Raw genomic sequence first — 22291 nt, 5'->3', positions numbered from 1 at the left:
GACCGCATGACTGCTGAGAATCGTCCCAAATTGCGCCTGTCGGTGCTCGACCAGAGCCCGGTGATTGCCGGCCACACCGCGCGCGACGCGCTGGCCGCCACCATCGAACTGGCCCAACTGGCCGACGACCTGGGCTACACGCGCTATTGGTGCGCCGAGCACCATGGCCTGCAGGGCGTGTGCAACCCGGCGCCCGAGGTCATGCTGGCGCGGCTCGGCAGTGTGACAAACCGTATCAGGCTCGGCTCGGGCGGCGTGATGCTGCCCTACTACAGCCCCTTCAAGGTGGCCGAGCAGTTCCGCATGCTCGAGGGCCTGTTTCCCAACCGGATCGATCTTGGCGTGGGCCGCGCGCCCGGCGGCGACATGCGCACGGCACAGGCCGTGGCGATGGGCCAGTACAACCGGGGCGACCAGTTTCCGCAGCAGGTGCAGGACCTGGTTTGGCTGTTGCGCGGCGAGGTGCCGCCCGGCCACGTGGCCGAAGGCGTGCTGCTGCAACCCGCCATCGACACCCGGCCGGAACTCTGGGTGCTCGGCTCGAGCGATTTCGGCGGCGCGCTGGCCGCGAAACTGGGCCTCCGCTTTGCGTTCGCCCACTTCATCAATGCCCATGGCGGACACGCCGTGGCCCAGCAGTACCGGGCCGGATTCGAGCCCGGCTACGAGGATGCCCCCTACAGCGCGGCCGCCGTCTTCGTGATCTGCGCCGATACCGAGGCGGAAGCGGCCGAACTGGAACGCGCCGTGGACATTCGTCGCCTGCAGATGGCGTATGGCGTCAACGCGCCGATTCCTTCGCTGGCCCAGGCGGCCGATTTCACGCCGAACGAGCGCGATCGCATGATTATCGAGCGCGAACGTCCGCGAACCATCTGCGGCACGCCCGAGGTGGTGGCCGAGCGCATGCTGGCGCTGCGCGAGCGCTTCGCGGCCGACGAACTGGTGGTGCTGAGCGTGACGGCGTCGTACGCGGCGCGGCTGCGCACCTACCAGCTGCTCGCCGAGGCGTTCGACCTCTCCGGCGAAGCGGCCGGCTGAGTCCCGCGCGCAGTTATCATCCCACCCTGCCTTCTTCAGATTTTTCCTGGCCCTTTGCAGGCCATTTACCCGGATTCGCACATGACCGCACCCCTGAACCCCGCCGTCGAAATCAAGGTCCTGGACGCCCGCCTCAATGACTGGGGCCTGCCGGCGTACCAGAGCGACATGGCCGCCGCCATCGACCTGCACGCCTGCGTGGACGGCCCGGTCAGCATCGCCCCCGGCACCGCCGCGCAACTGGTGCCGGCCGGCATCGCCGTGCACATGGGCAACCCCTACATGGCCGCCACCATCGTGCCGCGCTCGGGCCTGGGCCATAAGAAAGGTCTCGTACTCGGCAATTCGATCGGGGTGATCGACGCCGATTACCAGGGCCAAATCATGGTGAGTGTGTGGAATCGCAACGCGCCCGGTACCGAGCCGATCGTGATCCAGCCCGGCGAGCGCATCGCCCAGATGATGTTCGTACCGGTGCTGCGACCCGTGTTCACGACCGTGACCGAGTTTTCGGCGGACACCGCCCGCGGCGCGGGCGGCTTCGGCTCGACCGGCGTGCATCACGCCAAGGCCGGCTGAGCGACGTTTTAAGGCTCGATCAGGCCTGCGCGAAGACCAGCGCCACGCCGTTGGCGCTGGCCGCCGGGACCAGCGTGGCCTGCTGGCCAAGGTCCACCGTGGCAACCGACTGCGTGCCCCAGTGAGTGCGCGCTTTTGCCAGATCCGACGTGCTAAGCCGAATTGCGGCGTATCCCGTCGTCTTCGCGGTGATGTGTAGCGTACCCGTCACCTCAGCCAGCGCATCGGCCGTCGAGATGACCAGTTCGGCGCCATCCACCGCGATGCGCGCGACGCGATCATCGGCAGCAATCGGCGTGCCGGCGGTCATCTCCGCATAGGCGGCTGCCGCCGCCCTCACCTGCCCCGCTTCCACGACCAGATAGGCCACTTCGATGGCGGTGGCGCCGTTCGCGTGCGTCATCCATTCCGGACGCCACAGCAATTCCGGCGTGCGGTGCTCGCAGACGAAGTAACGCGCGCCGGGGGCCTCGTCGAGGGCCGTCACGCGGAAGGTAGCCGGGTGCTCCGAGCCGTCGTCCAGGCGCACTGGCCGGGAGAACTCGATCGGATCGGATGTCTGGTAGCCCGCCGCGCGCAGCCGTGCCGCCGTGGCGAAGGCATCGCGGCTCTTGCAGGACATCGCCGCGCAACCGTCGCCGCGCTGCTGGGCGTCCCAGTAGTACTGGCGGCTCGGGCTCGGCGCGGTCACGTGGAGCAGCTCGAGATAATCGCGCGCCAGCATGATGCAGTGGTTCTGCGAACCGAGCGTGTGATAGCCGCGCGGCGTCAATGTGAAGCCAAGGGCACGCCAATTGGCGGCGGCAGTATCGAGATCGCCGCAGACCACCACGGCGTGGTCAAACGGTTCGGAGACAGCCGTCATCGCTTATTCGAACTGGATATTGGCCTTGCGGGCCACGGCTTGCCACTTGTCGTGCTCGTGCCGCACCAGGTTGCCGAGGTCCGTCGGCGTACCCACGGCGATCTCGAAACCCTGGGCCGACAACGCCTCGACCACCTTGGGCTGGCGGATCGATTCCGCCAGCGCGTCATGCAGCCGCGTCACCGTGGCGGACTGCATGCCGGCCGGGCCGAACACACCGATCCACGAATACGCCTCGAAGCCCTTGAAGCCCTGCTCGGCCACGGTCGGCACCTGCGGCAACTGGCGGATGCGGCTCGTGCCGGTCACGCCAAGCACCTTGATGGTCTTGGCCGCCACGTGCGCCTGCACCGCCGCGAAGCTGCTGAAGAACACGTCCACCTCGCCCGCCAGCACGGCCTGCACAGCCGGGCCGCCGCCCTTGTAGGGCACGTGGAGGAACTGCACGCCGGCCTCGGTGGCCAGTGCCTCGGCGGCCAGCTGGTTCAGGCTGCCAATGCCCGACGAGGCATAGCGAATGCCGCCCGGCTTGCCCTTGGCCAGTTCGATCAATTCCTTGACGTTCGATGCGCCGAGTGCCGGATTTGCGGCAATGACCAGCGGAAAGCGCACCAGCTGGGTAATCGGCGTGAAGTCCTTGAAGGTGTCGTACGGCAGGTTCTTGTACGCAAATGGGTTGATCGCGTGCGTATCGAACGCCATCAGCAGCGTCGTGCCGTCCGGCTTGGCGCGCGCCACGGTGCTGCTGGCGATCAGGCCGCCTGCGCCGGGCTTGTTGTCGACCACCACGGTCTGGCCGAGGCCAGTCTTCAGCCCCGGTTGCAACTGGCGCGCCACGATGTCCACGCTGCCACCCGGCGGGAACGGCAACACCATCGCAATCGGCCGGTTCCCGGCACCGGTTTCGGCATGGGTCACGGCGGCGAAGGACGCCAGGGACGTGGGCAGGGCCCCCATCGGCAGCGTCTTGAGCAGCAGGCGGCGAAGCCGCGCGCGTTCGGGAGAAGACATCGATAACTCAGGCTGGGCGGTCAACCGACCGCGTACAAAAAAAGAAAGGGCGGCACGCCGCCGCCCACTATTTTGCCCGATGATCGCCCACGTTGCTGGCGCGGGCGTCGTTGATCGCCCAGAAATGGAACAATCCACGAACAAACGGGCCGGCACTGAGGCCGGCCCGCCAAGCCCGGTGAGAGATTCAGGCCTCGGCGCGCTGTTCGCTTTCCGGTGCTTCCGGCGGTTCCGGATCAGCCTCGGAGAACGTCAGCTTGATCTGATCGCCCTCGTCCAGGTCCACGACCACCTTGCCGCCGGTCACAAGCTTGCCGAACAGCAGCTCGTCGGCAAGTGCCTTGCGGATCATGTCCTGGATCAGGCGCTGCATCGGCCGCGCACCCATCAGCGGATCGAAGCCCTTCTTGGCCAGGAACTTGCGCAGCTTCTCGGTGAAGCTCGCTTCCACCTTCTTCTCATGCAGCTGCTCTTCCAGCTGCATCAGGAACTTGTCCACCACGCGCAGGATGATCTCCTCATCCAGCGAGCGGAAGCTGATGGTCGCGTCCAGGCGGTTGCGGAACTCCGGCGTGAACATGCGCTTGATGTCAGCCATCTCGTCGCCCTGCTCGCGCGCACTCGTGAAGCCGATCGTGGCGCGGTTCATGGTTTCCGCCCCCGCGTTCGTGGTCATGATGATGATCACGTTGCGGAAGTCAGCGCGCCGGCCGTTGTTGTCGGTCAGCGCACCATGGTCCATCACCTGCAGCAGGATATTGAAGATATCCGGATGTGCCTTTTCGATCTCATCGAGCAGCAGCACGCAGTGCGGCTTCTTCGTCACAGCTTCAGTCAGCAAACCACCCTGATCAAAGCCGACATAGCCCGGAGGCGCGCCAATCAGCCGGCTGACCGCGTGGCGTTCCATGTATTCGGACATGTCGAAGCGCAGCAGCTCGATGCCCATGATGAACGCGAGTTGCTTGGCGACTTCGGTCTTGCCGACGCCGGTCGGGCCGGAGAACAGGAACGAGCCGATCGGCTTGTCCGTCTTGCCCAGGCCAGCCCGCGACATCTTGATGGCCGACGACAGCGCCTCGATGGCCGGATCCTGCCCGAACACCACCGACTTCAGGTCACGATCCAGCGTCTGCAGCTTGCTGCGGTCGTCCTGGTTCACGCTCTGCGGCGGGATGCGCGCGATGCGCGAGACGATGTCCTCGATCTCGCCCTTGCCAATGGTCTTCTTCTGCTTCGACTTCGGCAGGATACGCTGCGCAGCGCCTGCCTCATCGATCACATCGATGGCCTTGTCCGGCAGATGACGGTCGGTGATGAAGCGCGCCGACAACTCGGCGGCCGCAGTCAGCGCCGCCGCCGCGTACTTGACGCCGTGGTGCTCCTCGAAGCGCGACTTCAGGCCGCGCAGAATCTGCACGGTCTGGTCCACGGAGGGCTCGACCACGTCAATCTTCTGGAAACGACGCGACAACGCCGCATCTTTCTCGAAAATGCCGCGATATTCGGTGAACGTGGTCGCACCAACGCACTTGAGCGCCCCCGACGACAGCGCCGGCTTGAGCAGGTTGCTGGCGTCCAGCGTGCCGCCCGATGCGGCACCCGCGCCAATCAGCGTATGGATTTCGTCGATGAACAGGATCGCGTTCGGATTGTCCTTGAGCGACTTCAGCACACCCTTCAGGCGTTGCTCGAAATCGCCCCGGTACTTGGTGCCGGCCAGCAGCGCGCCCATGTCGAGCGAGTACACGACTGCCTTTTCCAGGATGTCGGGTACTTCGTTCTTGGTGATGCGCCACGCCAGGCCCTCGGCGATGGCGGTCTTGCCCACGCCAGCCTCGCCCACCAGCAGCGGGTTGTTCTTGCGTCGGCGGCACAGCACCTGCACCACGCGCTCCACCTCGGAATCCCGGCCGATCAGCGGATCGATCTTGCCGGCCTTGGCCAGGGCGTTCAGGTTCTGGGTGTATTGCTCGAGCGGGCTTTCCTTGCCGTCACCGCCCTCGCCCTCGGCATTGCCCTCGCCGTGCTTGGCCGGCTCGGACTGGTCCTTGCGGATGCCGTGGCTGATGAAATTGACGACATCGAGGCGCGTTACCCCCTGCTGTTGCAGGTAGTAGACCGCATGTGAGTCCTTTTCGCCGAAGATAGCCACCAGAACATTCGCGCCGGTGACTTCCTTCTTGCCGTTGGACGTGGACTGCACGTGCATGATGGCGCGCTGGATCACACGCTGGAAGCCCAGCGTGGGTTGCGTGTCCACCTCGTCCGACCCCGGTACGACCGGGGTGTTATCGGCAATGAAGTTCTTCAGGCTGGTGCGCAAGTCCTCGATGTTGGCTGCGCACGCGCGCAGCACTTCGGCTGCCGTCGGGTTGTCGAGCAACGCCAGCAGCAGGTGTTCCACGGTAATGAACTCGTGGCGCGCCTGGCGGGCTTCGACAAAAGCCATGTGCAGGCTTACTTCCAATTCTTGCGCAATCATGCTTCCTCCATCACGCACTGCAACGGGTGGCCCGCCTGCCGCGCATGGGTTGATACAAGCTCGACCTTGGTCGCTGCGATATCCCGCGTGTAGATACCGCAAACGCCCTTGCCTTCCCGGTGGACGGTGAGCATGATCTGCGTCGCCGTTTCCCGGTCCCTGCTGAAATACTGCTGCAGGATCATCACGACGAACTCCATCGGTGTGTAGTCGTCGTTGAGCAGGACCACCTTGTACATCGCCGGGGGTTTGAGCTGTTGCTCCTTCCGTTCGATGACGGTGCCTGTCTCGCGTTGTGGGGTATTCGCCAGCCGTGTCGCCATGGCTTTATTCTAACCCTTACTCACAAGTCTGCAATTTGGGGAAATGGCCACGTATTCAAGGGCCACACCTTCGGAAAGTTCCAACGTGTCCGAACGCACGGAAATGCCGCAAACGACTTACGCCGCACGTCCGTGGTGCACGGCGCGCCCGGCCTTCGGGCGGGCTGCACGCCTCCTCAAAGGTACCATTCCGGGCCGTTTCAATCCCGCCACACCCTACGCCGAGTGGGGAATCTGCCAGCTTGACAGTATGGTGGTTTGCCAGAAAAATCGGTCGCACATCCAGGCCCGGCCGGCGAGCCAAACGTACAAGGCCGGCCCGGATGATTCCGTGAGCAGGGAGGCCCACGACCGGCGTCGGCATGACGTGTTCCACCTGATTATCAGGCGGATCGCAATGTCTTGCCACGCGCTCCACAAGACCTGGCGATTCCCACCGGCCGCATCCGACAAGGACCGGCCCGGCGGGCGTGCCGGCGTCATGCGGCTGGCCACAGGTTTCCCCGCTTGAAAATCTGTTTTTTCGTTGGGGGAGTTTATGGCTAGCGGTATCGTCAAATGGTTCAATGACGCCAAGGGTTTCGGTTTTATCAAGCCGGACGATGGCGAGGAAGAACTGTTTGCGCACTTTTCGGCGATCCAGATGGCGGGTTTCAAGACGCTGAAGGAAGGCCAGCGCGTGGTGTTCGAGGTGGTGCAGGGCCCTAAGGGCAAGCAGGCCACGAATATCCAGGACGCACAGTAAAAGTCGCGCCGCGACCGCACGGGCCCCAGAGCCGCGGCGGTCAAACGGATGCGGGGGGACGCGCTCCCCCGGAACGGGATCCTGTGCCACGCTGGCCCGCCAGCGCGGCACGCTGCAGTAGCGGTTCACAAGCGATACGCCACGCATCCAACAAGACGCCCGGTGAGAGCCGGGCGTCTTGCTTTGTACGGTCGGCGTGGCTTGCGTCAGCCGGTCCACCCCTCTATGTTCAGCCCGCTGGCCAGCTCGGCCGCCTCGCGGCTGACCTTGCGCACCGACTGCCCGAAACTCCAGACATGCCCTTCCGGGTCGCGCGCCGAATAGACGCGGTCGCCGTAGAACTGGTCTTCCGGCTCCCGTACGATCACCGCACCGGCGGCACGCGCCCGCTCGCAATGCTCGTCAAGCCCATCCGGCATGTGCACATGCACCGCCTGCGTGTTCTTGCCGCCGACCGACGCCGGGCTGGCCGTGTAGTCGGCCCACTCGCTGCCCACCATCAGGTAGCTGTCGCGATAGCGCATTTCCGAATGCACGAGATGGCCTTCCTTGTCGGTAATCACCATCACGCGCTCGAAGCCAAACGCGCGTTCGAGCCAGTCGAGCGCGGTCAGCGGATCCTTGTAGAACAGCGCGGCACCAAGCGCCGTGCGGCGAAACGGGTCATCCATGACGATCTCCTCGTAAAACACCGAATTCTGATGTTGTAGCGGATGGCGAGGTCAACCGCCAGAAGGGGCCATGCCGTCTACACCGGCAGCCTGACCACGCCACCATACAGCGAGGGCGTGCTGTGGCACTCCCCCAAGCCAACAAAAAACCCCGGTCGCCTGTCAGCCACCGGGGTTCTTTGCTTGGAATCGGCCGATGAGGCCCGAAACATCCTTACATATTGTCAATCATCACCTGCCCGAACCCCGAGCAGGATACCTGCGTGGCGCCTTCCAGCAGCCGTGCGAAGTCGTAGGTCACCTTTTTCGACTGGATCGATTTTTCCATCGACGCGATGATCAGGTCGGCTGCTTCGGTCCAGCCCATGTGGCGCAGCATCATTTCCGCCGAGAGGATCTCCGAGCCCGGATTCACATAGTCCTTGCCGGCATATTTCGGCGCGGTGCCGTGGGTAGCCTCGAACATGGCCACCGTGTCGGACATATTCGCGCCCGGCGCAATGCCGATGCCGCCCACCTGGGCCGCCAGCGCGTCGGAGACATAATCGCCATTCAGGTTGAGCGTGGCGATGACCGAGTACTCGGCCGGACGCAGCAGGATCTGCTGCAGGAAGGCATCGGCAATGGCGTCCTTGATGACGATGTCCCGGCCCGTCTTCGGGTTCTTCAGCTTGCACCACGGACCGCCATCGACCAGTTCCGCGCCGAATTCCTGCAGCGCCAGTTCGTAGCCCCAGTCACGGAAGCCACCCTCGGTGAACTTCATGATGTTGCCCTTGTGCACCAGCGTGACCGACGGCTTGTCGTTGTCGATGGCATACTGGATTGCCTTGCGCACCAGCCGCTGGGTGCCCTCGCGCGACACAGGCTTCACGCCGATGCCCGATGTCTCCGGGAATCGGATTTTCTTGACGCCCATCTCGTCCTGCAGGAACTTGATCAGCTTCTTCGCGCCTTCGCTGCCCGCTTCCCATTCGATACCGGCATAGATATCTTCCGAATTCTCTCGGAAGATCACCATGTCGATCTTCTCCGGCTCGCGCACCGGCGAGGGCACACCCTTGAAGTAGCGCACCGGGCGCAGGCAGACGTAGAGGTCGAGTTGCTGGCGCAGCGCCACGTTCAGGGAGCGGATGCCACCACCCACCGGGGTGGTCAGCGGGCCCTTGATCGACACCACGTAGTCCTTCACCACCTGCAGGGTCTCGTCCGGCAGCCACACGTCCGGGCCATAGAGGCGCGTGGACTTCTCGCCGGCGTAGATCTCCATCCAGGCCAGCTTGCGCTTGCCGCCGTAGGCCTTTGCCACGGCGGCGTCCACCACCTTGAGCATCACCGGGGTGATATCCACACCCGTGCCGTCGCCCTCGATGTACGGAATGATGGGATTGTCCGGCACGTTGAGCGAGGAATCGGCGTTGACCGTGATCTTCTCGCCTGCCGGGACCTTGATGTGCTGGTACATGAACGTCTCCACTTGCGGGTTGTGTCGCTGCCCGGCCAGTGCCCGGCAGTGCCAATGCGTGACTGATGCGAAGCATTGTAGAGGGGAACCCCGCCGCGCCGCTCGGTCAGCATGGATATTGTCAAATGAGTCTTATATAAGACATAAGACTAGTCTCATTATTATGCAACATGGATTTGGGATTCGCCAAATCGGGCCGCTGCCGCTGCAGGCCGGCGGCTGGCATACTTCGCGCCCATGACCCTGATTGCCCTGAACAAGCCGTTCAACACGATGAGCCAGTTCTCCGCGCATCCTACGCGGCCAACGCTGGCGGACTGCGTGCGCGTGCCCGGCGTCTATCCGGCAGGCCGGCTGGACGCCGACAGCGAGGGCCTGCTGCTGCTGACCGATGATGGCGCGCTCCAGGCCCGCATCGCGGACCCGCACCACAAGCTGGCCAAGACCTATCTGGCCCAGGTCGAGGGGGTGCCCGATGCCACCGCGCTGGCCGCGCTGCGCGCCGGCGTCGATCTAGGCGATTTCCGTACGCTGCCGGCTTCGGCGCGCATCATCGACGAACCCCACTGGCTCTGGACGCGCGATCCGCCGATCCGCTTCCGTGCGGCCATTCCCGCCACCTGGGTGGAATTGCAGATCCGCGAAGGCAAGAACCGCCAGGTCAGGCGGATGACCGCCGCCGTGGGGTTTCCCACGCTGCGGCTGGTGCGCGTGGGCATCGGCGCGCTGGCCTTGCCCGAGCTGGGACTGGCGCCGGGCGCCTGGTGCGAGATCGATCCGGCCATGCTCGGGCTGCCGCAGCCGTCGCCGAAGCCGTCCCCTCGCCTGCAAACACGCCCGCAAGCCCGGCCACCGGTAAGGCGCCGTTACAAATAGTGACAAGCACAACGTCAACGGCACGATTGCGCACGCCGTTTCAGTGGGCAGACGGGCCAGGCACCGCCCCGTCGAATCCCTTACGCAGAACCCACTTTGAGGTACTCGCAATGAAAAAACTGATCGCTGCCCTGGTTGTCGGACTGTTCGCCACTGGCGCGTTTGCCCAGGCTCCGGCCGCTCCCGCCACGGACACCGCACCGGCCGCCAAGGAAGCCGCCAAGCCCGCGAAGACCAGCAAGAAGAAGCACACGAAGCACGCCTCCACCAAGAAGGCACCTTCGGCAACTACCACCCAATAAGGGCGGTGCTGCGGCGGCCCGGCGCAAGCCCGGCGTGCCGCCCATCGGAAAGGCAGGCGCGCATCGGCGGCCTGCCTTTTTTCATGCGCCGGTGCGTCCGCGCAAGCGCGGGGGCGCCGGGCTGCGCTATGCTCTCGGCGGTCGAACTTCCAAATCCCCTCCCAAGCCATGCAACTCGTGCCCAAGATTCTGCTGGCCGCCGGCGCCGCCGCGCTGACGTCCCTCGCCAGCCTCGCCCAGGCCCAGGCCGCGCTGCCCGTGATTTCGCTGACGGCCGGCATGTATGCCATCCAGGCCGAGGTGGCCGCCTCGCCCGAGGCGCGCGAGCGCGGCCTGATGTATCGCAAGACCATGCCCGCCAACGCCGGCATGCTATTCGTTTTCGATGAAAAAGCCGGTCACTGCTTCTGGATGAAGAACACGAACCTGCCGCTCTCGATTGCCTTCCTGGCCGACGACGGCAGCATCGTGAACATCGAGGACATGGCCCCGCAGAGCGAGGACAACCACTGCCCGCGCGCGGCGGTGCGCTATGCGCTCGAGATGAACAAGGGGTGGTTCGCGCAGAAGGGCATCAAGCCGGGCGCGAAGATCGGCGGTCTGCCGCAGGCGCGGCAGACGCAATAAGATGGCGCACTAAGCCGGCGCAATCACACGTACCCGGGCGCGGCGCAGACGCCGCGCCGGCGGGCGCTTAGTCGCGGAAGTTGTTGAAGTCCAGCGGCGCGTCCGAAACATCCTTGCGCAGCAGCGCGATCACCGACTGCAGGTCGTCGCGCTTGGTGCCGGAGACGCGCACGGCGTCGCCCTGGATGCTGGCCTGCACCTTGATCTTGCTGTCCTTGATCATGCGGACGATCTTCTTGGCCAGATCGCCAGTCACGCCCTTCTTGATCGTGATGACCTGCTTGAGCTTGTCGCCGCTCATCTTCTCGGTCTTGCCGTAGTCGAGGAAGCGCACGTCCACGTTGCGCTTGGCCATCTTGTTGATGAGCACGTCCTTGACCTGGCCGAGCTTGAAGTCATCATCGGCAAACGCGGTCAACTCGCCTTCTTTCTGTTCCACACGGGCGTCGGAGCCCTTGAAGTCGAAGCGCGTGGAAATTTCCTTGTTGGACTGCTCCACGGCGTTCTTCACTTCCACCATATTGGCTTCACACACTACGTCGAACGACGGCATTTTCGATTCTCCTACGTATAATCGGGCCTACCCCGCAGTCCGGGTCGCCCGCCGCGGCGGCCGCAAACCCTTCCCTTGATGGCAGATTTCCACGAATTCTATCCCCTGCGCCGGCACAATACATTCGGTTTCGATGTCCGGGCGCGCCTCGCGGCCCACATTCGCACCGAAGCCGACCTGCTGGCCGCGCTGGCCGACCCGCGCGCGCAGGGCTTGCCGCTGGTGGTGCTGGGCGGCGGCAGCAATGTGGTGCTGACCGGCGACCTCGACGCGCTGGTGCTGCTGATGGAAATCCCCGGCTACGCGGTGGTGGATGACGGCGACGGCTGGCTGGTCACCGCCGGTGCCGGCGAGAACTGGCACGGGCTGGTAGGCCGCACCATCGCGGACGGCCTGCCCGGGCTGGAAAACCTCGCCCTGATCCCCGGCACGGCCGGCGCGGCGCCGATCCAGAACATCGGCGCCTATGGCGTGGAGCTGCGCGAGCGCTTCGCCAGCCTGCGCGCCCATGATCGCCAGACTGGCGCCTTCGTCACTCTGGACCGCGAACAATGCGCCTTCGGCTACCGAGACAGCCTGTTCAAGCGCAACGGGCGCGACCGCTACCTGATCACGGCCGTCACCCTGCGCCTGCCGAAGGCGTGGGCGCCGGTGCTCAACTATGGCGAACTGGCGCGGGAACTGGAGTCGGTGGCCACGCCCGATGCGGCCCAGGTCCGCGACGCCGTGGTGGCCATCCGCTCGCGCAAACTGCCGGACCCCGCCCAGATCGGCAATGCTGGTAGTTTCTTCAAGAATCCCGTGGTCGATGCCGCGCTGCGCAACGCGCTGCTGGCCGCGCACCCGTCGCTGGTCAGTTATCCACAGCCCGACGGCGGGTACAAGCTCGCGGCGGGCTGGCTGATCGATCAATGCGGGTTCAAGGGGTTCGATGACGGCCCGGTGGGCGTCTACGGCAAGCAGGCGCTGGTGCTGGTGCACCACGGCGGCGGCACGGGTGCCGCGCTGCTCAAGCTGGCGGACCGCATCGCCGATACGGTCCAGGCGCGTTTCGGCGTGCGGATCGAGCCGGAGCCGGTGATCCTCTGAGGCCGCCGCGCGGCCCCCTCACCCCGGCAAATCAGCCAAAGTGGCAGACGTAGTCCAGCGTCTCGGTCACTTCGATATCGAAATTGCTGTTGCCCGGCACGTCGAACTGCTGGCCCGCGCCATAGGTCTTCCATTCTTCCGAGCCAGCCAGACGCACGCGGCAGCTGCCGCCGTTGATCTCCATGATCTCCGGCGCGCCCGTGTTGAAGTTCAGCGTGGCCGGGAAGATCACGCCCAGCGTCTTGCGCGTGCCATCGGGAAACACCACCGTGTGGCTCACGCACTTGCCGTCAAAGTACAGGTTGGCCTTCTTGACCACGGAAACATTGTCGAACTGACTCATTTGTTCACTCTCCTCAGGGATTTGGACGGATATCGATTGACTTGACCGGAATTTGGCCGAATGACGGCGGACGTAAAAACGGGGCCCTTGCAGGCCCCATTTCGTCGGGTGTGGCGCGGTGTTCAGTAACGGCCGCAGAGCAGGAATTCCATCAGCGCCTTCTGCACGTGGAGGCGGTTCTCGGCTTCCTCCCAGACCACGCTGCGCGGGCCGTCGATGACCGCCGCTTCCACTTCCTCGCCACGGTGGGCGGGCAGGCAGTGCATGAACAGCGCGTCATCGGTGGCGCGGTCCATCATCGCCGTGGTCACCATCCAGTCCTGGAACGCGCGCTTGCGCACGTCGTTCTCGGCCTCGAAGCCCATGCTGGTCCAGACATCGGTGGTCACCAGGTGCGCGCCCTGGCAGGCATCGAGCGGATTATCGAACACCTTGACCAGGTGCGCGGCCGTGGCCGGCACCATGGCCGGCTCGAGCTGATACCCCGGCGGGGCCGAGAAATGGAACGTGAAACCCAGACGCTCGGCGGCCTGGATCCAGGTGTACGCCATGTTATTGGCATCGCCGATCCACGCCACGGTCTTGCCCGCAATGCTGCCGCGCTGCTCGATGTAGGTGAAGATATCGGCCAGCACCTGGCACGGATGGTATTCGTTGGTAAGCCCGTTGATGACCGGCACGCGCGAATGCGCGGCAAAGCGCTCCAGGATCTCCTGGCCGAACGTGCGGATCATGATGATGTCCACCATGCGCGAGATCACCTGGGCGGCGTCCTCGATCGGCTCGCCACGGCCCAGCTGGGAGTCACGCGTGTTCAGGAACACCGCATGGCCGCCAAGCTGGTGGATGCCGGCTTCGAACGACAGGCGCGTGCGCGTGGAATTCTTCTCGAAGATCATGGCCAGCGTGCGGTCGTGCAGCGGGTGCCATGTCTCGTAGTTCTTGAACTTGGCCTTGAGGATCCGCGCGCGGTCCAGCAGGTATTCGTACTCTTCGGGTCCGAAATCGCTGAACTGGAGGTAATGCTTGATCGGGGTTGGGCTCATAAAACAAAGAAGGCGGCTCGATCAGGACACGCAACCCGGAAGCCGGAACTGGCTGTCCCTGAGGGTCGGAGCGTGTCGCGGAGCCGCCTTTCGCGTCGCTTACGCAATGTAATTGCAAGAATCATAAGGGATTATTTCAGCTTTGGCGAGCCCGGGCAGACCCGCCCGCATGCGCCCGCTGACAGCTTCCCGACAGGATTCGCCCCTATGCGCAGGTCTTATATAAGATATAATACTGGCTGATTCACGCGGGGCCCCGGCATACCCATGCCACCGCCCGCCGTCGGCATCAAAAGTGCCCCCGCAGACAAAGCGCCCCGCTCTCCCATCCGGATGCGTGCGAACCAATCGCCAGCCGGACACGTCAAACGGGCGCCCGTCCAGCGGGTTTACCGTCGAGTCACCGTCTTATCCCCGCAGTCCCATGACCACCCCCAACGTTCGCGAATACTTCATCCAAGGCGTCACCAAGGAAGGCAAGACCTTTCGACCGAGCGATTGGGCGGAGCGGCTATGCGGCGTGATGGCGCAATTTCGCCCAGAGGGCGACACCGGCGACCCCCGCCTGACCTACTCGCCCTATGTGCGGCCCGTGATCGTCGCCGGCGTGAAAAACGTCGTGGTCGATACCCGCCTGCGCGACATCGAACCGAAGGCGCTCGACTTCGTCCTCAACTTCGCCCGTGACAACAACCTCCAGGTGGTGGAAGCCTGCTTCCTGAACGACTGAAGGTCCCTGGCCGGCCCGGACACCCGGGCCAGGCTGGCGCCAGAACGCAAAAAAGCTCGTCGCGATGACGAGCTTTTTTCATACCGGACCGATGCCGATCCGGCGCACTGCGTACTCCTTGGACTGCAACAGGACCGCCGGAGCGGCCCATGCGGCAATCAGGCAGCCATCGACTTGATAGCAGCCGACAGGCGCGACTTGTGACGTGCAGCCTTGTTCTTGTGCACGATCTTCTTGTCGGCGATGCTGTCGATCACGGTCTGCGACTGCTTGAAGATCTCGGCAGCGGCGGCCTTGTCACCAGCGTCGATTGCCTTGCGAACGGCCTTGACGGCGGTGCGCAGGCGCGAACGCAGGCTGGAGTTGTGAGCGTTCTGGGTGACGGCCTGGCGCGCGCGCTTGCGGGCTTGTGCGGAATTTGCCATGTAATTTCTTCCTGAATTCAGAATGCGCGCCCGGGGCGACGCAATGATTTGGGACGCAACAATTAAGTCACATCGTGCGACCCGGGATGCTCTGACACACGAATCCGGAACGCGACTGTCCTTTGCGAATCGGCGATTATACACACATGCCGGCGCGGTGGGCAAGACCGATACGCACCTGCCGCATCCTGGCCTTGCCGCGCGGCCCGATCCGTATAATAGCCGCCACATTCCCAGCCGGCCCCCGCCTCATACGTGGCGCCGCAGCAACTTTCACGGCCCATCTTGAACCTGCTCAAAGCGCTCGCCACCATCAGCAGCCTGACCATGCTCTCCCGCGTCACAGGGCTGGTGCGCGAAATCCTGATTGCCCGGGCCTTCGGTGCCTCGGACATGACCGACGCCTTCAATGTGGCGTTCCGTATACCCAACCTGCTGCGCCGGGTCTTTGCCGAGGGCGCATTCTCGCAGGCTTTCGTGCCGATCCTGAATGAATACCACGGCAAGCGCGGGCCGGACGAGACCCGCCACCTGATCGACGCGGTGGCCACGGTGATGTCCTGGGTACTCGTAGCGGTGTCCGTGCTGGGCGTGATCGGCGCCCCGGTCGTGATGACGGTGGTAGCAACCGGCTTCCGGGGCGATTCCGAGACCTACAACGCGGCCGTGTTCATGACGCGCGTCATGTTTCCCTACATCGGCCTGATCTCGATGGTGGCGCTGGGGTCGGGCATCCTCAATACCTGGCGCAACTTCGCCGTGCCGGCCTTCACGCCGGTGCTGCTGAACCTGTGCCTGATCGTGGCGGCGCTGTTCGTCGGCCCGCACATGAGCCAGCCGATCTATGCCCAGGCCTGGGGCGTGCTGGCGGGCGGCGTGCTCCAGCTGGTCATCCAGGTACCGGCGTTGCGCCGGCTTGGCGTGATGCCGCGGCTCTCTTTCAACCTGCGCGCGGCCTGGTCGGATGCCGGCGTGCGGCGTGTGATCCGCCAGATGCTGCCGGCGCTGCTGGCCGTGTCGGTGGCGCAGATCAGCCTGATCATCAACACGAATATCGCCTCGCACCTGGCCGCCGGCAGCGTCTCGTACCTGACCTATGCGGACCGCCTGATGGAATTCCCGACCGCGCTGCTGGGCGTGGCGCTGGGCACCATCCTGCTGCCGAGCCTCTCGCGCGCCAGCGCCACGGACGACCGCGAGGAGTACTCGGGCCTGCTCGACTGGGGCCTGCGCCTGACCTTTCTGCTGGCCGTGCCCGCCGCCGTGGGCCTGTTTGTGTTCGGCACGCCGCTGACGGCCGTGCTGTTCCACTATGGCAAGTTCGACGCCCACGCGGTGGAAATGACGCGCCAGGCGCTGGTGTCGTACGGCGCCGGCCTGGTGGCGCTGATCCTGATCAAGATCCTGACGCCGGGCTTCTACGCGCGGCAGGACATCCGCACGCCGGTCAAGATCGCGCTGCTGGTGCTGGTCATCACGCAGGCTTCGAACTATGTCTTCGTGCCGCTGCTGGGCCACGCCGGGCTGGCGCTGTCGATCAGCTTCGGCGCCACGGTCAACGCCCTGCTGCTGTTCTTCGGCCTGCGCCGGCGCGGTTTCTACCGGCCGGCCCCGGGCTGGGGCCTGTTCCTCGCCCGGCTGCTCGCGGCGGTGCTGATCCTGGCGGGCATGCTGCTGTGGTTTGCCCGGAACTTCGACTGGGTGGCCATGGGCGCCACGCCGCTTGCGCGCATCGCGCTGATGGCATCGTGCCTGGTACTTGCGGCGGTGGTCTACTTCGGTACACTGTGGATCATGGGGCTGCGTTACGCCGCCTTCCGGCGCCGCGCCGGCTAGTCAGGAACCCGCAATGACATCCACGAAAGTCCTGGATTACTTCGCCAGCCTCGTGGCCGACGAAAACGGCATCCCGCTGACGGAAACCGCGCTCTCCATCGCCCAGGACGCGTACCCGGACCTCGACCTCCAAGCCGAACTGGCCTCGCTCGACGTACTGGCGCTGCGGCTCAAGCGGCGGATCGCCGAGGGCACGCCCGCCATCCAGCGCCTGCGCCTGCTCAATCATTTCTTCTACCGCGATCTCGGTTTCGGCGCCAACGCCAACGACTACTACGATCCGGACAATTCCTACCTGAACGTGGTGCTGCGCCAGCGGCGCGGCATTCCGATCACGCTGGCCGTGCTCTATATGGAGCTGGGGCAGCAGATCGGGCTGCCGCTCAAGGGCGTCTCGTTCCCGAATCATTTCCTCGTGCGCATGACCATCCCCGCCGGCGAGGTGGTGCTGGACCCGCTCACCGGGGAGACGCTGTCGAAGGAGCAACTGCAGGAGATGCTGGACCCCTACCTCGAACGGGAGGGGATTTCGGACCCGAACCAGGTGCCGCTGGGGCTGTTTCTGCAGGTGGCGAGCCACCGCGAGATCGTCGCCCGCCTGCTGCGCAACCTGAAGGCGATCTACCTGCAGGAGTCGCGCTGGCAACGGCTGCTGGCGGTGCAGAACCGCCTGGTGATCCTGTTGCCGAATTCGATCGAGGAAGTGCGCGACCGGGGGCTGGCCTATGCCAACCTGGAGTGCTTCCGGCCGGCGCTGGAGGACCTGGAAGCCTACGTCCAGGCCCGCCCCGATGCGGCCGACACCACTCAGATCCGCGACCGCATGCCGGCGCTGCGGATGATGAGCCGCAGCCTCAGTTAAATTCCGGGATCAGTCCTTGAGATCCGCGCGGGCGCGCGGCTTGCCGCGCACCAGCTTCCACAGCCCGCCCAGCACCAGCGGCACCACCGCCGCGCCAATGCCCGCCAGCACGATCAGGTTCAGGTACTGCTTGATAAAGGGCAGATTGCCGAAGAAGTAGCCGGCGAACACCAGCCCGCAGACCCAGGCCACCGCGCCAAGCACGTTGAACATCTGGAAGCGCGCGAACGTCATCTGCGACACCCCCGCCACGAACGGCGCGAAGGTCCGTACGATCGGGATGAAGCGCGCCATCACCAGGGTCTTGCCGCCGTGCCGCTCATAGAAGTCATGCGTCTTGCGCAGCGCCTTCTGGTCCAGGAAGCGCCATTGGTGGTCGAACACCTTCGGCCCGATCCAGCTCCCCACGAAGTAGTTGACCGTATTGCCCGTGATCGCGGCCACCAGCAGCAGCCCGCAGAGCACCCACTCGTTCATCGCGCCGGTGGCGCACATCGCGCCGGCAATGAACAGCAGCGAGTCGCCGGGCAGGAACGGCAGCACCACCAGGCCGGTCTCGGCAAAGACGATGGCGAACAGGATGCCGTACACCCAGACGCCATAGTCCTGAACGAACTGGCCGAGGAATTTGTCGATGTGCAGGACCATGTCCAGCAGTTGCAATACGGTGTCCAAACTGATCCCCTAGAAGAAGGTCCCCATGATACAAGAGCCGCCGGGCGAGTCCGTCACCCGGCGGGCCGAAGTGTGCCGAAAAGGTGTCCGGCCGCACGTATAATCGCCGCATGCCTGCCGACGCCCTCCGCACCACCCAGCCCAGCCGCCCCATCCGCGCCCTGCCGGACCAGTTGATCAGCCAGATCGCCGCCGGCGAAGTGGTGGAACGGCCCGCCTCGGTGGTCAAGGAACTGCTCGAAAATGCACTCGATGCCGGCGCCACGCAGCTGGCCATCCGGCTCGAGGAGGGCGGCGTGCGGCGCATGGTCATCACGGACAACGGCTGCGGCATTCCGGCCAACGAACTGCCCGTGGCCCTCACGCGCCACGCCACCAGCAAGATCGCCTCGCTCGACGAACTGGAATCCGTGCTCACGCTCGGCTTCCGGGGCGAGGCGCTCGCGTCCATCGCGTCGGTCTCGCACCTCGTGCTGACCAGCCGCACCGCCGATGCCGCCCATGCCACCCAGGTCAGCGCCGACACCGGCCACCTCCAGCCCGCCTCGGGCGGGGTCGGCACGATGGTCGATGTGCAGCACCTGTACTTCAACACGCCAGCGCGCCGAAAGTTCCTCAAAACGGAACAAACCGAGCTGGGACACTGCCTGGAGATGATCCGGCGGGCGGCGCTGGCGCGGCCCGATGTCACGATTTCGGTCCATCACAACGGCAAGCCGCTCGAGCACTGGAACGGCGGCGACGTGGCCACGCGCACCGCGCAGGTGCTGGGCACCGACTTCGCACGCGCCCGGCTGGCGCTGGACGAGGAAGCCGGCACGCTGCACCTCTATGGCTTCGCGGGGCTGCCCACGGCGTCCCGGGGGCGGCCGGACCAGCAGTATTTCTTCGTCAACGGCCGTTTTGTGCGCGACAAGCTGCTCAACCACGCCGTGCGCAGCGCCTATCAGGACGTCCTGCATGGCGACCGCTTCCCGTCGTACGTGCTGTGCCTGGACCTGCCGCCGGAAATGGTCGATGTGAACGTGCATCCGTCGAAGATCGAGGTGCGCTTCCGCGAATCCCGCGCGGTGCACCAGTTCGTCTACCACGCCGTGCAGCGCTGCCTGGCGCGGCAGGCCGGCGAACAGGGCGACAGCCTGCATACCGACGCGGTGGACAGCGCCGCGATGCCGACCGCCCGCCCGATGGGCAGCGGCGGCGTGCCCGGCGCCGCACCGCAGTGGGTCAATTACTCCGCAGGCCGCCAGACCGAACTCGGCATTGCCCAGCCGCGCCAGGCCTACCTCGGCATGGTGCGCGAGGCCACCGGCGATGGCGCCGGCCGCGCCTGGCAGCCATCCACGCAGCCGCCCGCCTGGCTGGCCAATGCACAGGCTGCCCGCGCCGACGAACCGCCCAGCCTGCTAGACCACCTGCCGATGGGCGCTACATCGCCCTTCGTCCAGCACGACGCGGACGGCGCCGAAGCCGACGAGGCCAATCATCCGCTCGGCTACGCGGTGGCCCAGCTCCACGGCATCTACGTGCTGGCGCAGAATGCGCGCGGGCTGGTGCTGGTGGACATGCATGCCGCGCACGAGCGCATCCTGTACGAGCAGATCAAGACCGCGCTCGAAGCGCGCGAACTGGCCGTGCAGCCGCTGCTGATCCCGGTCACGCTGCCGGCCAACCCGGTCGAGATTGGCGCAGCCGAGGAACATCAGGAGACGCTGACCCTGCTCGGCTTCGACATCGCCCCGGTCTCCCCGACCACGCTGGCCGTGCGGGCCATTCCCGCGCTGCTCAAGCAGGCCGATGCCGAGGCGCTCGCGCGCGATGTACTGCGCGACCTGCAGTCCTACGGCGGCTCGCGCGTGCTGGCCGAGCGCCAGAACGAGCTGCTCGCCACGCTGGCCTGCCACAGCGCCGTGCGCGCCAATCGCAAGCTCACGCTGGAAGAGATGAACGCGCTGCTGCGCCAGATGGAGCAGACCGAGCGCGCCGACCAATGCAACCACGGCCGCCCCACCTGGGTGCAGCTCACCGTGGCCGAGCTGGACCGGCTGTTCCTGCGTGGCCAGTAACGGTTCGTCGATGTCTGCCTTGCCTTCTGGCCATCCGCCCGTCGTCTGCCTGCTCGGCCCCACCGCTTCCGGCAAGACCGCCGCCGCGCTGGCACTGGCTGCGCGCACGCCGGTGGAGATCATCAGCCTCGATTCCGCGCTGGTCTATCGCGAGATGGACATCGGCACCGCCAAGCCCACGCGCGACGAACTGGCCAGCGTGCCGCACCACCTGATCGACATCATCGATCCGGCCGATAGCTACTCCGCTGCGCAGTTCGTCACCGATGCCGAGCGGCTGATCGGCGAAATCCGCGCGCGCGGCCGGGCGCCGCTGATCGTGGGCGGGACCATGCTCTATTACAAGGCGCTGACGCAGGGACTCAATGACCTGCCGCAGGCCGACGCCACGCTCCGGGCCGAACTCGACGCGCTGGCGGCCGAACGCGGCTGGCCGGCGCTGCACGCGATGCTGGCCGAGGTGGACCCGGTCACCGCCGCCCGGCTGGCGCCCAACGATGCGCAGCGCATCCAGCGCGCGCTGGAGATTTTCCGATTGAGCGGGCAGCCGATGTCCGCGCTGCTGGCCCGGCAGGCCGACGCCCGCACCTTCACCGGCGCGGCCGATGCGCGCTACCGTGTGATCGCGCTGGAACCGTCGGATCGCGCGGTGCTGCACGCACGGATCTCGGAAAGATTCGATGCGATGCTGGCCGGCGGCCTGATCGACGAGGTGCAGCGGCTACGCGCGCGCGGCGACCTGCATCTCGGCCTGCCGTCGATGCGCTGTGTGGGCTACCGGCAGGTGTGGGAGTACCTCGACGGCGCCTGCGACGCCGCCGCCATGCGCGAGCGCGGCATCGCCGCCACGCGCCAGCTCTGCAAGCGCCAGCTCACCTGGCTGCGCAGCACGCCAGAGCGTGTGAGCGTGGACTGCCTCGCCCCGGACTACGTGGCCCAGGTGGCCCGGCTGGCGGGGATGTTGGGGTAGGATTGCCGCTTTCCTTCGCACCATTGCTGCCCACTACCGCTCCCATGACTGCCTTCGCCATCCGCCCTGCCGCGCCCGCGGACAGCGCCACACTGTTCCGCCTGATCGCCGCGCTGGCCGAGTACGAAAAGCTGACCCATCTGGTCGAAGCCACGCCGGAAAAAATCCAGAACGCGCTGTTCGGCGACCGCCCGCACGCCGAGGCAGTGCTGGTGGAGGTGGAGACGGCGGCTGGCCGGCAGGCGGTCGGCTTCGCGCTGTTCTTTCACAATTTCTCCACCTTCCTGGCCAAGCCGGGCCTGTACCTCGAAGACCTGTTCGTGGAGCCGGCATGGCGCGGCCACGGGCTGGGCAAGGCGCTGCTGCGCCATCTGGCCGGCATTGCCCTGGCGCGCGGCTGCGGCCGCTTCGAATGGTCGGTGCTGGACTGGAACCAGCCATCGATCGATTTCTATCAGGCGATGGGGGCCGACGTGATGCCGGACTGGCGCATCTGCCGCGTGACCGGGGATGCGCTAACCAAGCTCGGCGGCCAGCCCTGAGGCGCTGCGCCCCTGCATCGAGCAAGGCCCAAAAACAAAAACGCCCGATGTTGTGAACTGCACCCCAAAAGTTGGACACCAACTTTTGGGGTGTTTTCATGTATCGGTACTCGGAGCAGTTCAGGCTGACAGTTATCCAGAGCTACCTGGACGGTCAGGCAGGC

25 protein-coding genes are annotated in these 22291 nt (G+C 65.5%); 14 read left to right on the top strand and 11 right to left on the bottom strand.

The annotated features are described in order from the left end of the window. The first annotated feature begins 6 nt into the window (after positions 1-6). Positions 7-1041, top strand: coding sequence for an LLM class flavin-dependent oxidoreductase (locus KHO18_RS17585; RefSeq protein ID WP_144202395.1), 1035 nt, complete (start codon positions 7-9; stop codon positions 1039-1041). Between the two features lie 81 nt (positions 1042-1122). Further along, positions 1123-1620: a dUTP diphosphatase gene (dut, locus tag KHO18_RS17580; protein WP_144202397.1), complete on the top strand. Its 498-nt coding sequence runs from the start codon at positions 1123-1125 to the stop codon at positions 1618-1620. Between the two features lie 19 nt (positions 1621-1639). Here dut and KHO18_RS17575 read toward each other — a convergent pair whose 3' ends face one another. From KHO18_RS17575 to clpS, 4 genes are all read right to left on the bottom strand, one after another. Next, a complete protein-coding gene (locus KHO18_RS17575) occupies positions 1640-2485 on the bottom strand; it encodes a VOC family protein (RefSeq protein ID WP_144202399.1) in 846 nt (281 codons plus the stop codon). 3 nt (positions 2486-2488) lie between these two features. Then, complete coding sequence (locus tag KHO18_RS17570; RefSeq protein ID WP_149135247.1) at positions 2489-3496, bottom strand: Bug family tripartite tricarboxylate transporter substrate binding protein; 1008 nt, start codon at positions 3494-3496, stop codon at positions 2489-2491. A 187-nt stretch (positions 3497-3683) separates the two neighbouring features. Continuing rightward, positions 3684-5981 carry an ATP-dependent Clp protease ATP-binding subunit ClpA gene (clpA, locus tag KHO18_RS17565; RefSeq protein WP_144202404.1) on the bottom strand — a complete coding sequence of 766 codons (2298 nt, stop codon included), beginning with the start codon at positions 5979-5981 and terminating at the stop codon, positions 3684-3686. Next, positions 5978-6304: an ATP-dependent Clp protease adapter ClpS gene (gene clpS, locus KHO18_RS17560; protein WP_008644942.1), complete on the bottom strand. Its 327-nt coding sequence runs from the start codon at positions 6302-6304 to the stop codon at positions 5978-5980. Before clpS ends, clpA begins: the two co-directional genes overlap by 4 nt. Before the next feature lie 85 nt (positions 6305-6389). Between clpS and KHO18_RS17555 the strand changes: the two genes are divergently transcribed. Further along, a complete protein-coding gene (locus KHO18_RS17555) occupies positions 6390-6815 on the top strand; it encodes a hypothetical protein (RefSeq protein WP_144202407.1) in 426 nt (141 codons plus the stop codon). A gap of 27 nt (positions 6816-6842) precedes the next feature. Continuing rightward, positions 6843-7049 (top strand): cold-shock protein, encoded by a 207-nt coding sequence (locus KHO18_RS17550; protein WP_144202409.1) that lies wholly within the window; start codon positions 6843-6845, stop codon positions 7047-7049. Between the two features lie 206 nt (positions 7050-7255). Here KHO18_RS17550 and KHO18_RS17545 read toward each other — a convergent pair whose 3' ends face one another. Next, positions 7256-7720 (bottom strand): VOC family protein, encoded by a 465-nt coding sequence (locus KHO18_RS17545; protein WP_144202411.1) that lies wholly within the window; start codon positions 7718-7720, stop codon positions 7256-7258. A gap of 214 nt (positions 7721-7934) precedes the next feature. Then, a complete protein-coding gene (gene icd, locus KHO18_RS17540; RefSeq protein ID WP_144202413.1) occupies positions 7935-9185 on the bottom strand; it encodes an NADP-dependent isocitrate dehydrogenase in 1251 nt (416 codons plus the stop codon). A 237-nt stretch (positions 9186-9422) separates the two neighbouring features. Between icd and KHO18_RS17535 the strand changes: the two genes are divergently transcribed. The 3 genes from KHO18_RS17535 to KHO18_RS17525 all read left to right on the top strand — a co-directional run bounded on the left by KHO18_RS17535 (position 9423) and on the right by KHO18_RS17525 (position 10990). Beyond that, positions 9423-10061, top strand: a complete 639-nt coding sequence (locus KHO18_RS17535) for a pseudouridine synthase (protein ID WP_144202415.1) — start codon at positions 9423-9425, stop codon at positions 10059-10061. A 110-nt stretch (positions 10062-10171) separates the two neighbouring features. Further along, positions 10172-10363 (top strand): hypothetical protein, encoded by a 192-nt coding sequence (locus KHO18_RS17530; RefSeq protein WP_144202417.1) that lies wholly within the window; start codon positions 10172-10174, stop codon positions 10361-10363. 168 nt (positions 10364-10531) lie between these two features. Next, positions 10532-10990, top strand: a complete 459-nt coding sequence (locus tag KHO18_RS17525; protein WP_144202419.1) for a DUF192 domain-containing protein — start codon at positions 10532-10534, stop codon at positions 10988-10990. A 67-nt stretch (positions 10991-11057) separates the two neighbouring features. On the opposite strand, the gene KHO18_RS17520 is transcribed toward KHO18_RS17525, so the two are convergent. After that, the gene (locus KHO18_RS17520; protein ID WP_092301017.1) at positions 11058-11543 is read right to left on the bottom strand and encodes a YajQ family cyclic di-GMP-binding protein; all 486 of its coding nucleotides are present in this window, start codon (positions 11541-11543) and stop codon (positions 11058-11060) included. Between the two features lie 78 nt (positions 11544-11621). On the opposite strand from KHO18_RS17520, the gene murB reads away from it, so the two are divergent. Further along, positions 11622-12632, top strand: coding sequence for a UDP-N-acetylmuramate dehydrogenase (murB, locus tag KHO18_RS17515; RefSeq protein ID WP_144202421.1), 1011 nt, complete (start codon positions 11622-11624; stop codon positions 12630-12632). 31 nt (positions 12633-12663) lie between these two features. On the opposite strand, the gene ppnP is transcribed toward murB, so the two are convergent. Together ppnP and argF are read right to left on the bottom strand one after the other, a co-directional pair. Then, positions 12664-12975 (bottom strand): pyrimidine/purine nucleoside phosphorylase, encoded by a 312-nt coding sequence (ppnP, locus tag KHO18_RS17510; protein WP_144202423.1) that lies wholly within the window; start codon positions 12973-12975, stop codon positions 12664-12666. A 122-nt stretch (positions 12976-13097) separates the two neighbouring features. Further along, complete coding sequence (argF, locus tag KHO18_RS17505; protein ID WP_144202425.1) at positions 13098-14021, bottom strand: ornithine carbamoyltransferase; 924 nt, start codon at positions 14019-14021, stop codon at positions 13098-13100. 424 nt (positions 14022-14445) lie between these two features. On the opposite strand from argF, the gene KHO18_RS17500 reads away from it, so the two are divergent. Next, positions 14446-14751 carry a DUF3579 domain-containing protein gene (locus KHO18_RS17500; RefSeq protein WP_092301029.1) on the top strand — a complete coding sequence of 102 codons (306 nt, stop codon included), beginning with the start codon at positions 14446-14448 and terminating at the stop codon, positions 14749-14751. A gap of 158 nt (positions 14752-14909) precedes the next feature. On the opposite strand, the gene rpsT is transcribed toward KHO18_RS17500, so the two are convergent. Continuing rightward, entirely contained in the window at positions 14910-15176 is a 267-nt protein-coding gene (gene rpsT, locus KHO18_RS17495) for a 30S ribosomal protein S20 (protein WP_144202427.1), read from the bottom strand. A 285-nt stretch (positions 15177-15461) separates the two neighbouring features. Here rpsT and murJ point away from each other — a divergent pair, with 285 nt between their 5' ends. Together murJ and KHO18_RS17485 are read left to right on the top strand one after the other, a co-directional pair. Continuing rightward, positions 15462-17012 (top strand): murein biosynthesis integral membrane protein MurJ, encoded by a 1551-nt coding sequence (murJ, locus tag KHO18_RS17490; RefSeq protein ID WP_211943637.1) that lies wholly within the window; start codon positions 15462-15464, stop codon positions 17010-17012. Positions 17013-17025: 13 nt separating this feature from the next. Next, positions 17026-17874: a SirB1 family protein gene (locus KHO18_RS17485; RefSeq protein WP_092301038.1), complete on the top strand. Its 849-nt coding sequence runs from the start codon at positions 17026-17028 to the stop codon at positions 17872-17874. Between the two features lie 9 nt (positions 17875-17883). On the opposite strand, the gene KHO18_RS17480 is transcribed toward KHO18_RS17485, so the two are convergent. Further along, complete coding sequence (locus KHO18_RS17480) at positions 17884-18549, bottom strand: DedA family protein (RefSeq protein WP_144202431.1); 666 nt, start codon at positions 18547-18549, stop codon at positions 17884-17886. Between the two features lie 110 nt (positions 18550-18659). Between KHO18_RS17480 and mutL the strand changes: the two genes are divergently transcribed. The 3 genes from mutL to KHO18_RS17465 are packed head-to-tail and all read left to right on the top strand — an operon-like array spanning position 18660 to position 22127. Beyond that, on the top strand, positions 18660-20615 hold the full coding sequence (gene mutL / locus KHO18_RS17475) for a DNA mismatch repair endonuclease MutL (RefSeq protein WP_211943636.1): 1956 nt from the start codon (positions 18660-18662) through the stop codon (positions 20613-20615). A gap of 10 nt (positions 20616-20625) precedes the next feature. After that, positions 20626-21585: a tRNA (adenosine(37)-N6)-dimethylallyltransferase MiaA gene (gene miaA, locus KHO18_RS17470; RefSeq protein WP_144202435.1), complete on the top strand. Its 960-nt coding sequence runs from the start codon at positions 20626-20628 to the stop codon at positions 21583-21585. A gap of 44 nt (positions 21586-21629) precedes the next feature. Then, a complete protein-coding gene (locus tag KHO18_RS17465; RefSeq protein WP_144202437.1) occupies positions 21630-22127 on the top strand; it encodes a GNAT family N-acetyltransferase in 498 nt (165 codons plus the stop codon). Positions 22128-22291: the final 164 nt, after the last annotated feature.

Origin of the sequence: Cupriavidus campinensis (assembly GCF_905397395.1) — a bacterium.
GTDB classification, from domain to species: Bacteria; Pseudomonadota; Gammaproteobacteria; order Burkholderiales; family Burkholderiaceae; genus Cupriavidus; species Cupriavidus campinensis.
The sequence above is the reverse complement of the archived record's forward strand: the minus strand, read 5'-3'. Positions and strand labels throughout refer to the sequence as shown.

Coding starts and splice junctions, on each gene's coding strand:
- clpS (WP_008644942.1), bottom strand. CDS start 6,304: ATGGCGACACGGCTGGCGAATACCCCACAACGCGAGACAGGCACCGTC.
- KHO18_RS17500 (WP_092301029.1), top strand. CDS start 14,446: ATGACCACCCCCAACGTTCGCGAATACTTCATCCAAGGCGTCACCAAG.
- KHO18_RS17465 (WP_144202437.1), top strand. CDS start 21,630: ATGACTGCCTTCGCCATCCGCCCTGCCGCGCCCGCGGACAGCGCCACA.
- ppnP (WP_144202423.1), bottom strand. CDS start 12,975: ATGAGTCAGTTCGACAATGTTTCCGTGGTCAAGAAGGCCAACCTGTAC.
- icd (WP_144202413.1), bottom strand. CDS start 9,185: ATGTACCAGCACATCAAGGTCCCGGCAGGCGAGAAGATCACGGTCAAC.
- murB (WP_144202421.1), top strand. CDS start 11,622: ATGGCAGATTTCCACGAATTCTATCCCCTGCGCCGGCACAATACATTC.
- mutL (WP_211943636.1), top strand. CDS start 18,660: ATGCCTGCCGACGCCCTCCGCACCACCCAGCCCAGCCGCCCCATCCGC.
- dut (WP_144202397.1), top strand. CDS start 1,123: ATGACCGCACCCCTGAACCCCGCCGTCGAAATCAAGGTCCTGGACGCC.
- rpsT (WP_144202427.1), bottom strand. CDS start 15,176: ATGGCAAATTCCGCACAAGCCCGCAAGCGCGCGCGCCAGGCCGTCACC.
- KHO18_RS17570 (WP_149135247.1), bottom strand. CDS start 3,496: ATGTCTTCTCCCGAACGCGCGCGGCTTCGCCGCCTGCTGCTCAAGACG.
- KHO18_RS17530 (WP_144202417.1), top strand. CDS start 10,172: ATGAAAAAACTGATCGCTGCCCTGGTTGTCGGACTGTTCGCCACTGGC.
- clpA (WP_144202404.1), bottom strand. CDS start 5,981: ATGATTGCGCAAGAATTGGAAGTAAGCCTGCACATGGCTTTTGTCGAA.
- KHO18_RS17525 (WP_144202419.1), top strand. CDS start 10,532: ATGCAACTCGTGCCCAAGATTCTGCTGGCCGCCGGCGCCGCCGCGCTG.
- KHO18_RS17545 (WP_144202411.1), bottom strand. CDS start 7,720: ATGGATGACCCGTTTCGCCGCACGGCGCTTGGTGCCGCGCTGTTCTAC.
- KHO18_RS17485 (WP_092301038.1), top strand. CDS start 17,026: ATGACATCCACGAAAGTCCTGGATTACTTCGCCAGCCTCGTGGCCGAC.
- KHO18_RS17575 (WP_144202399.1), bottom strand. CDS start 2,485: ATGACGGCTGTCTCCGAACCGTTTGACCACGCCGTGGTGGTCTGCGGC.
- KHO18_RS17550 (WP_144202409.1), top strand. CDS start 6,843: ATGGCTAGCGGTATCGTCAAATGGTTCAATGACGCCAAGGGTTTCGGT.
- KHO18_RS17535 (WP_144202415.1), top strand. CDS start 9,423: ATGACCCTGATTGCCCTGAACAAGCCGTTCAACACGATGAGCCAGTTC.
- argF (WP_144202425.1), bottom strand. CDS start 14,021: ATGAGCCCAACCCCGATCAAGCATTACCTCCAGTTCAGCGATTTCGGA.
- KHO18_RS17520 (WP_092301017.1), bottom strand. CDS start 11,543: ATGCCGTCGTTCGACGTAGTGTGTGAAGCCAATATGGTGGAAGTGAAG.
- KHO18_RS17585 (WP_144202395.1), top strand. CDS start 7: ATGACTGCTGAGAATCGTCCCAAATTGCGCCTGTCGGTGCTCGACCAG.
- miaA (WP_144202435.1), top strand. CDS start 20,626: ATGTCTGCCTTGCCTTCTGGCCATCCGCCCGTCGTCTGCCTGCTCGGC.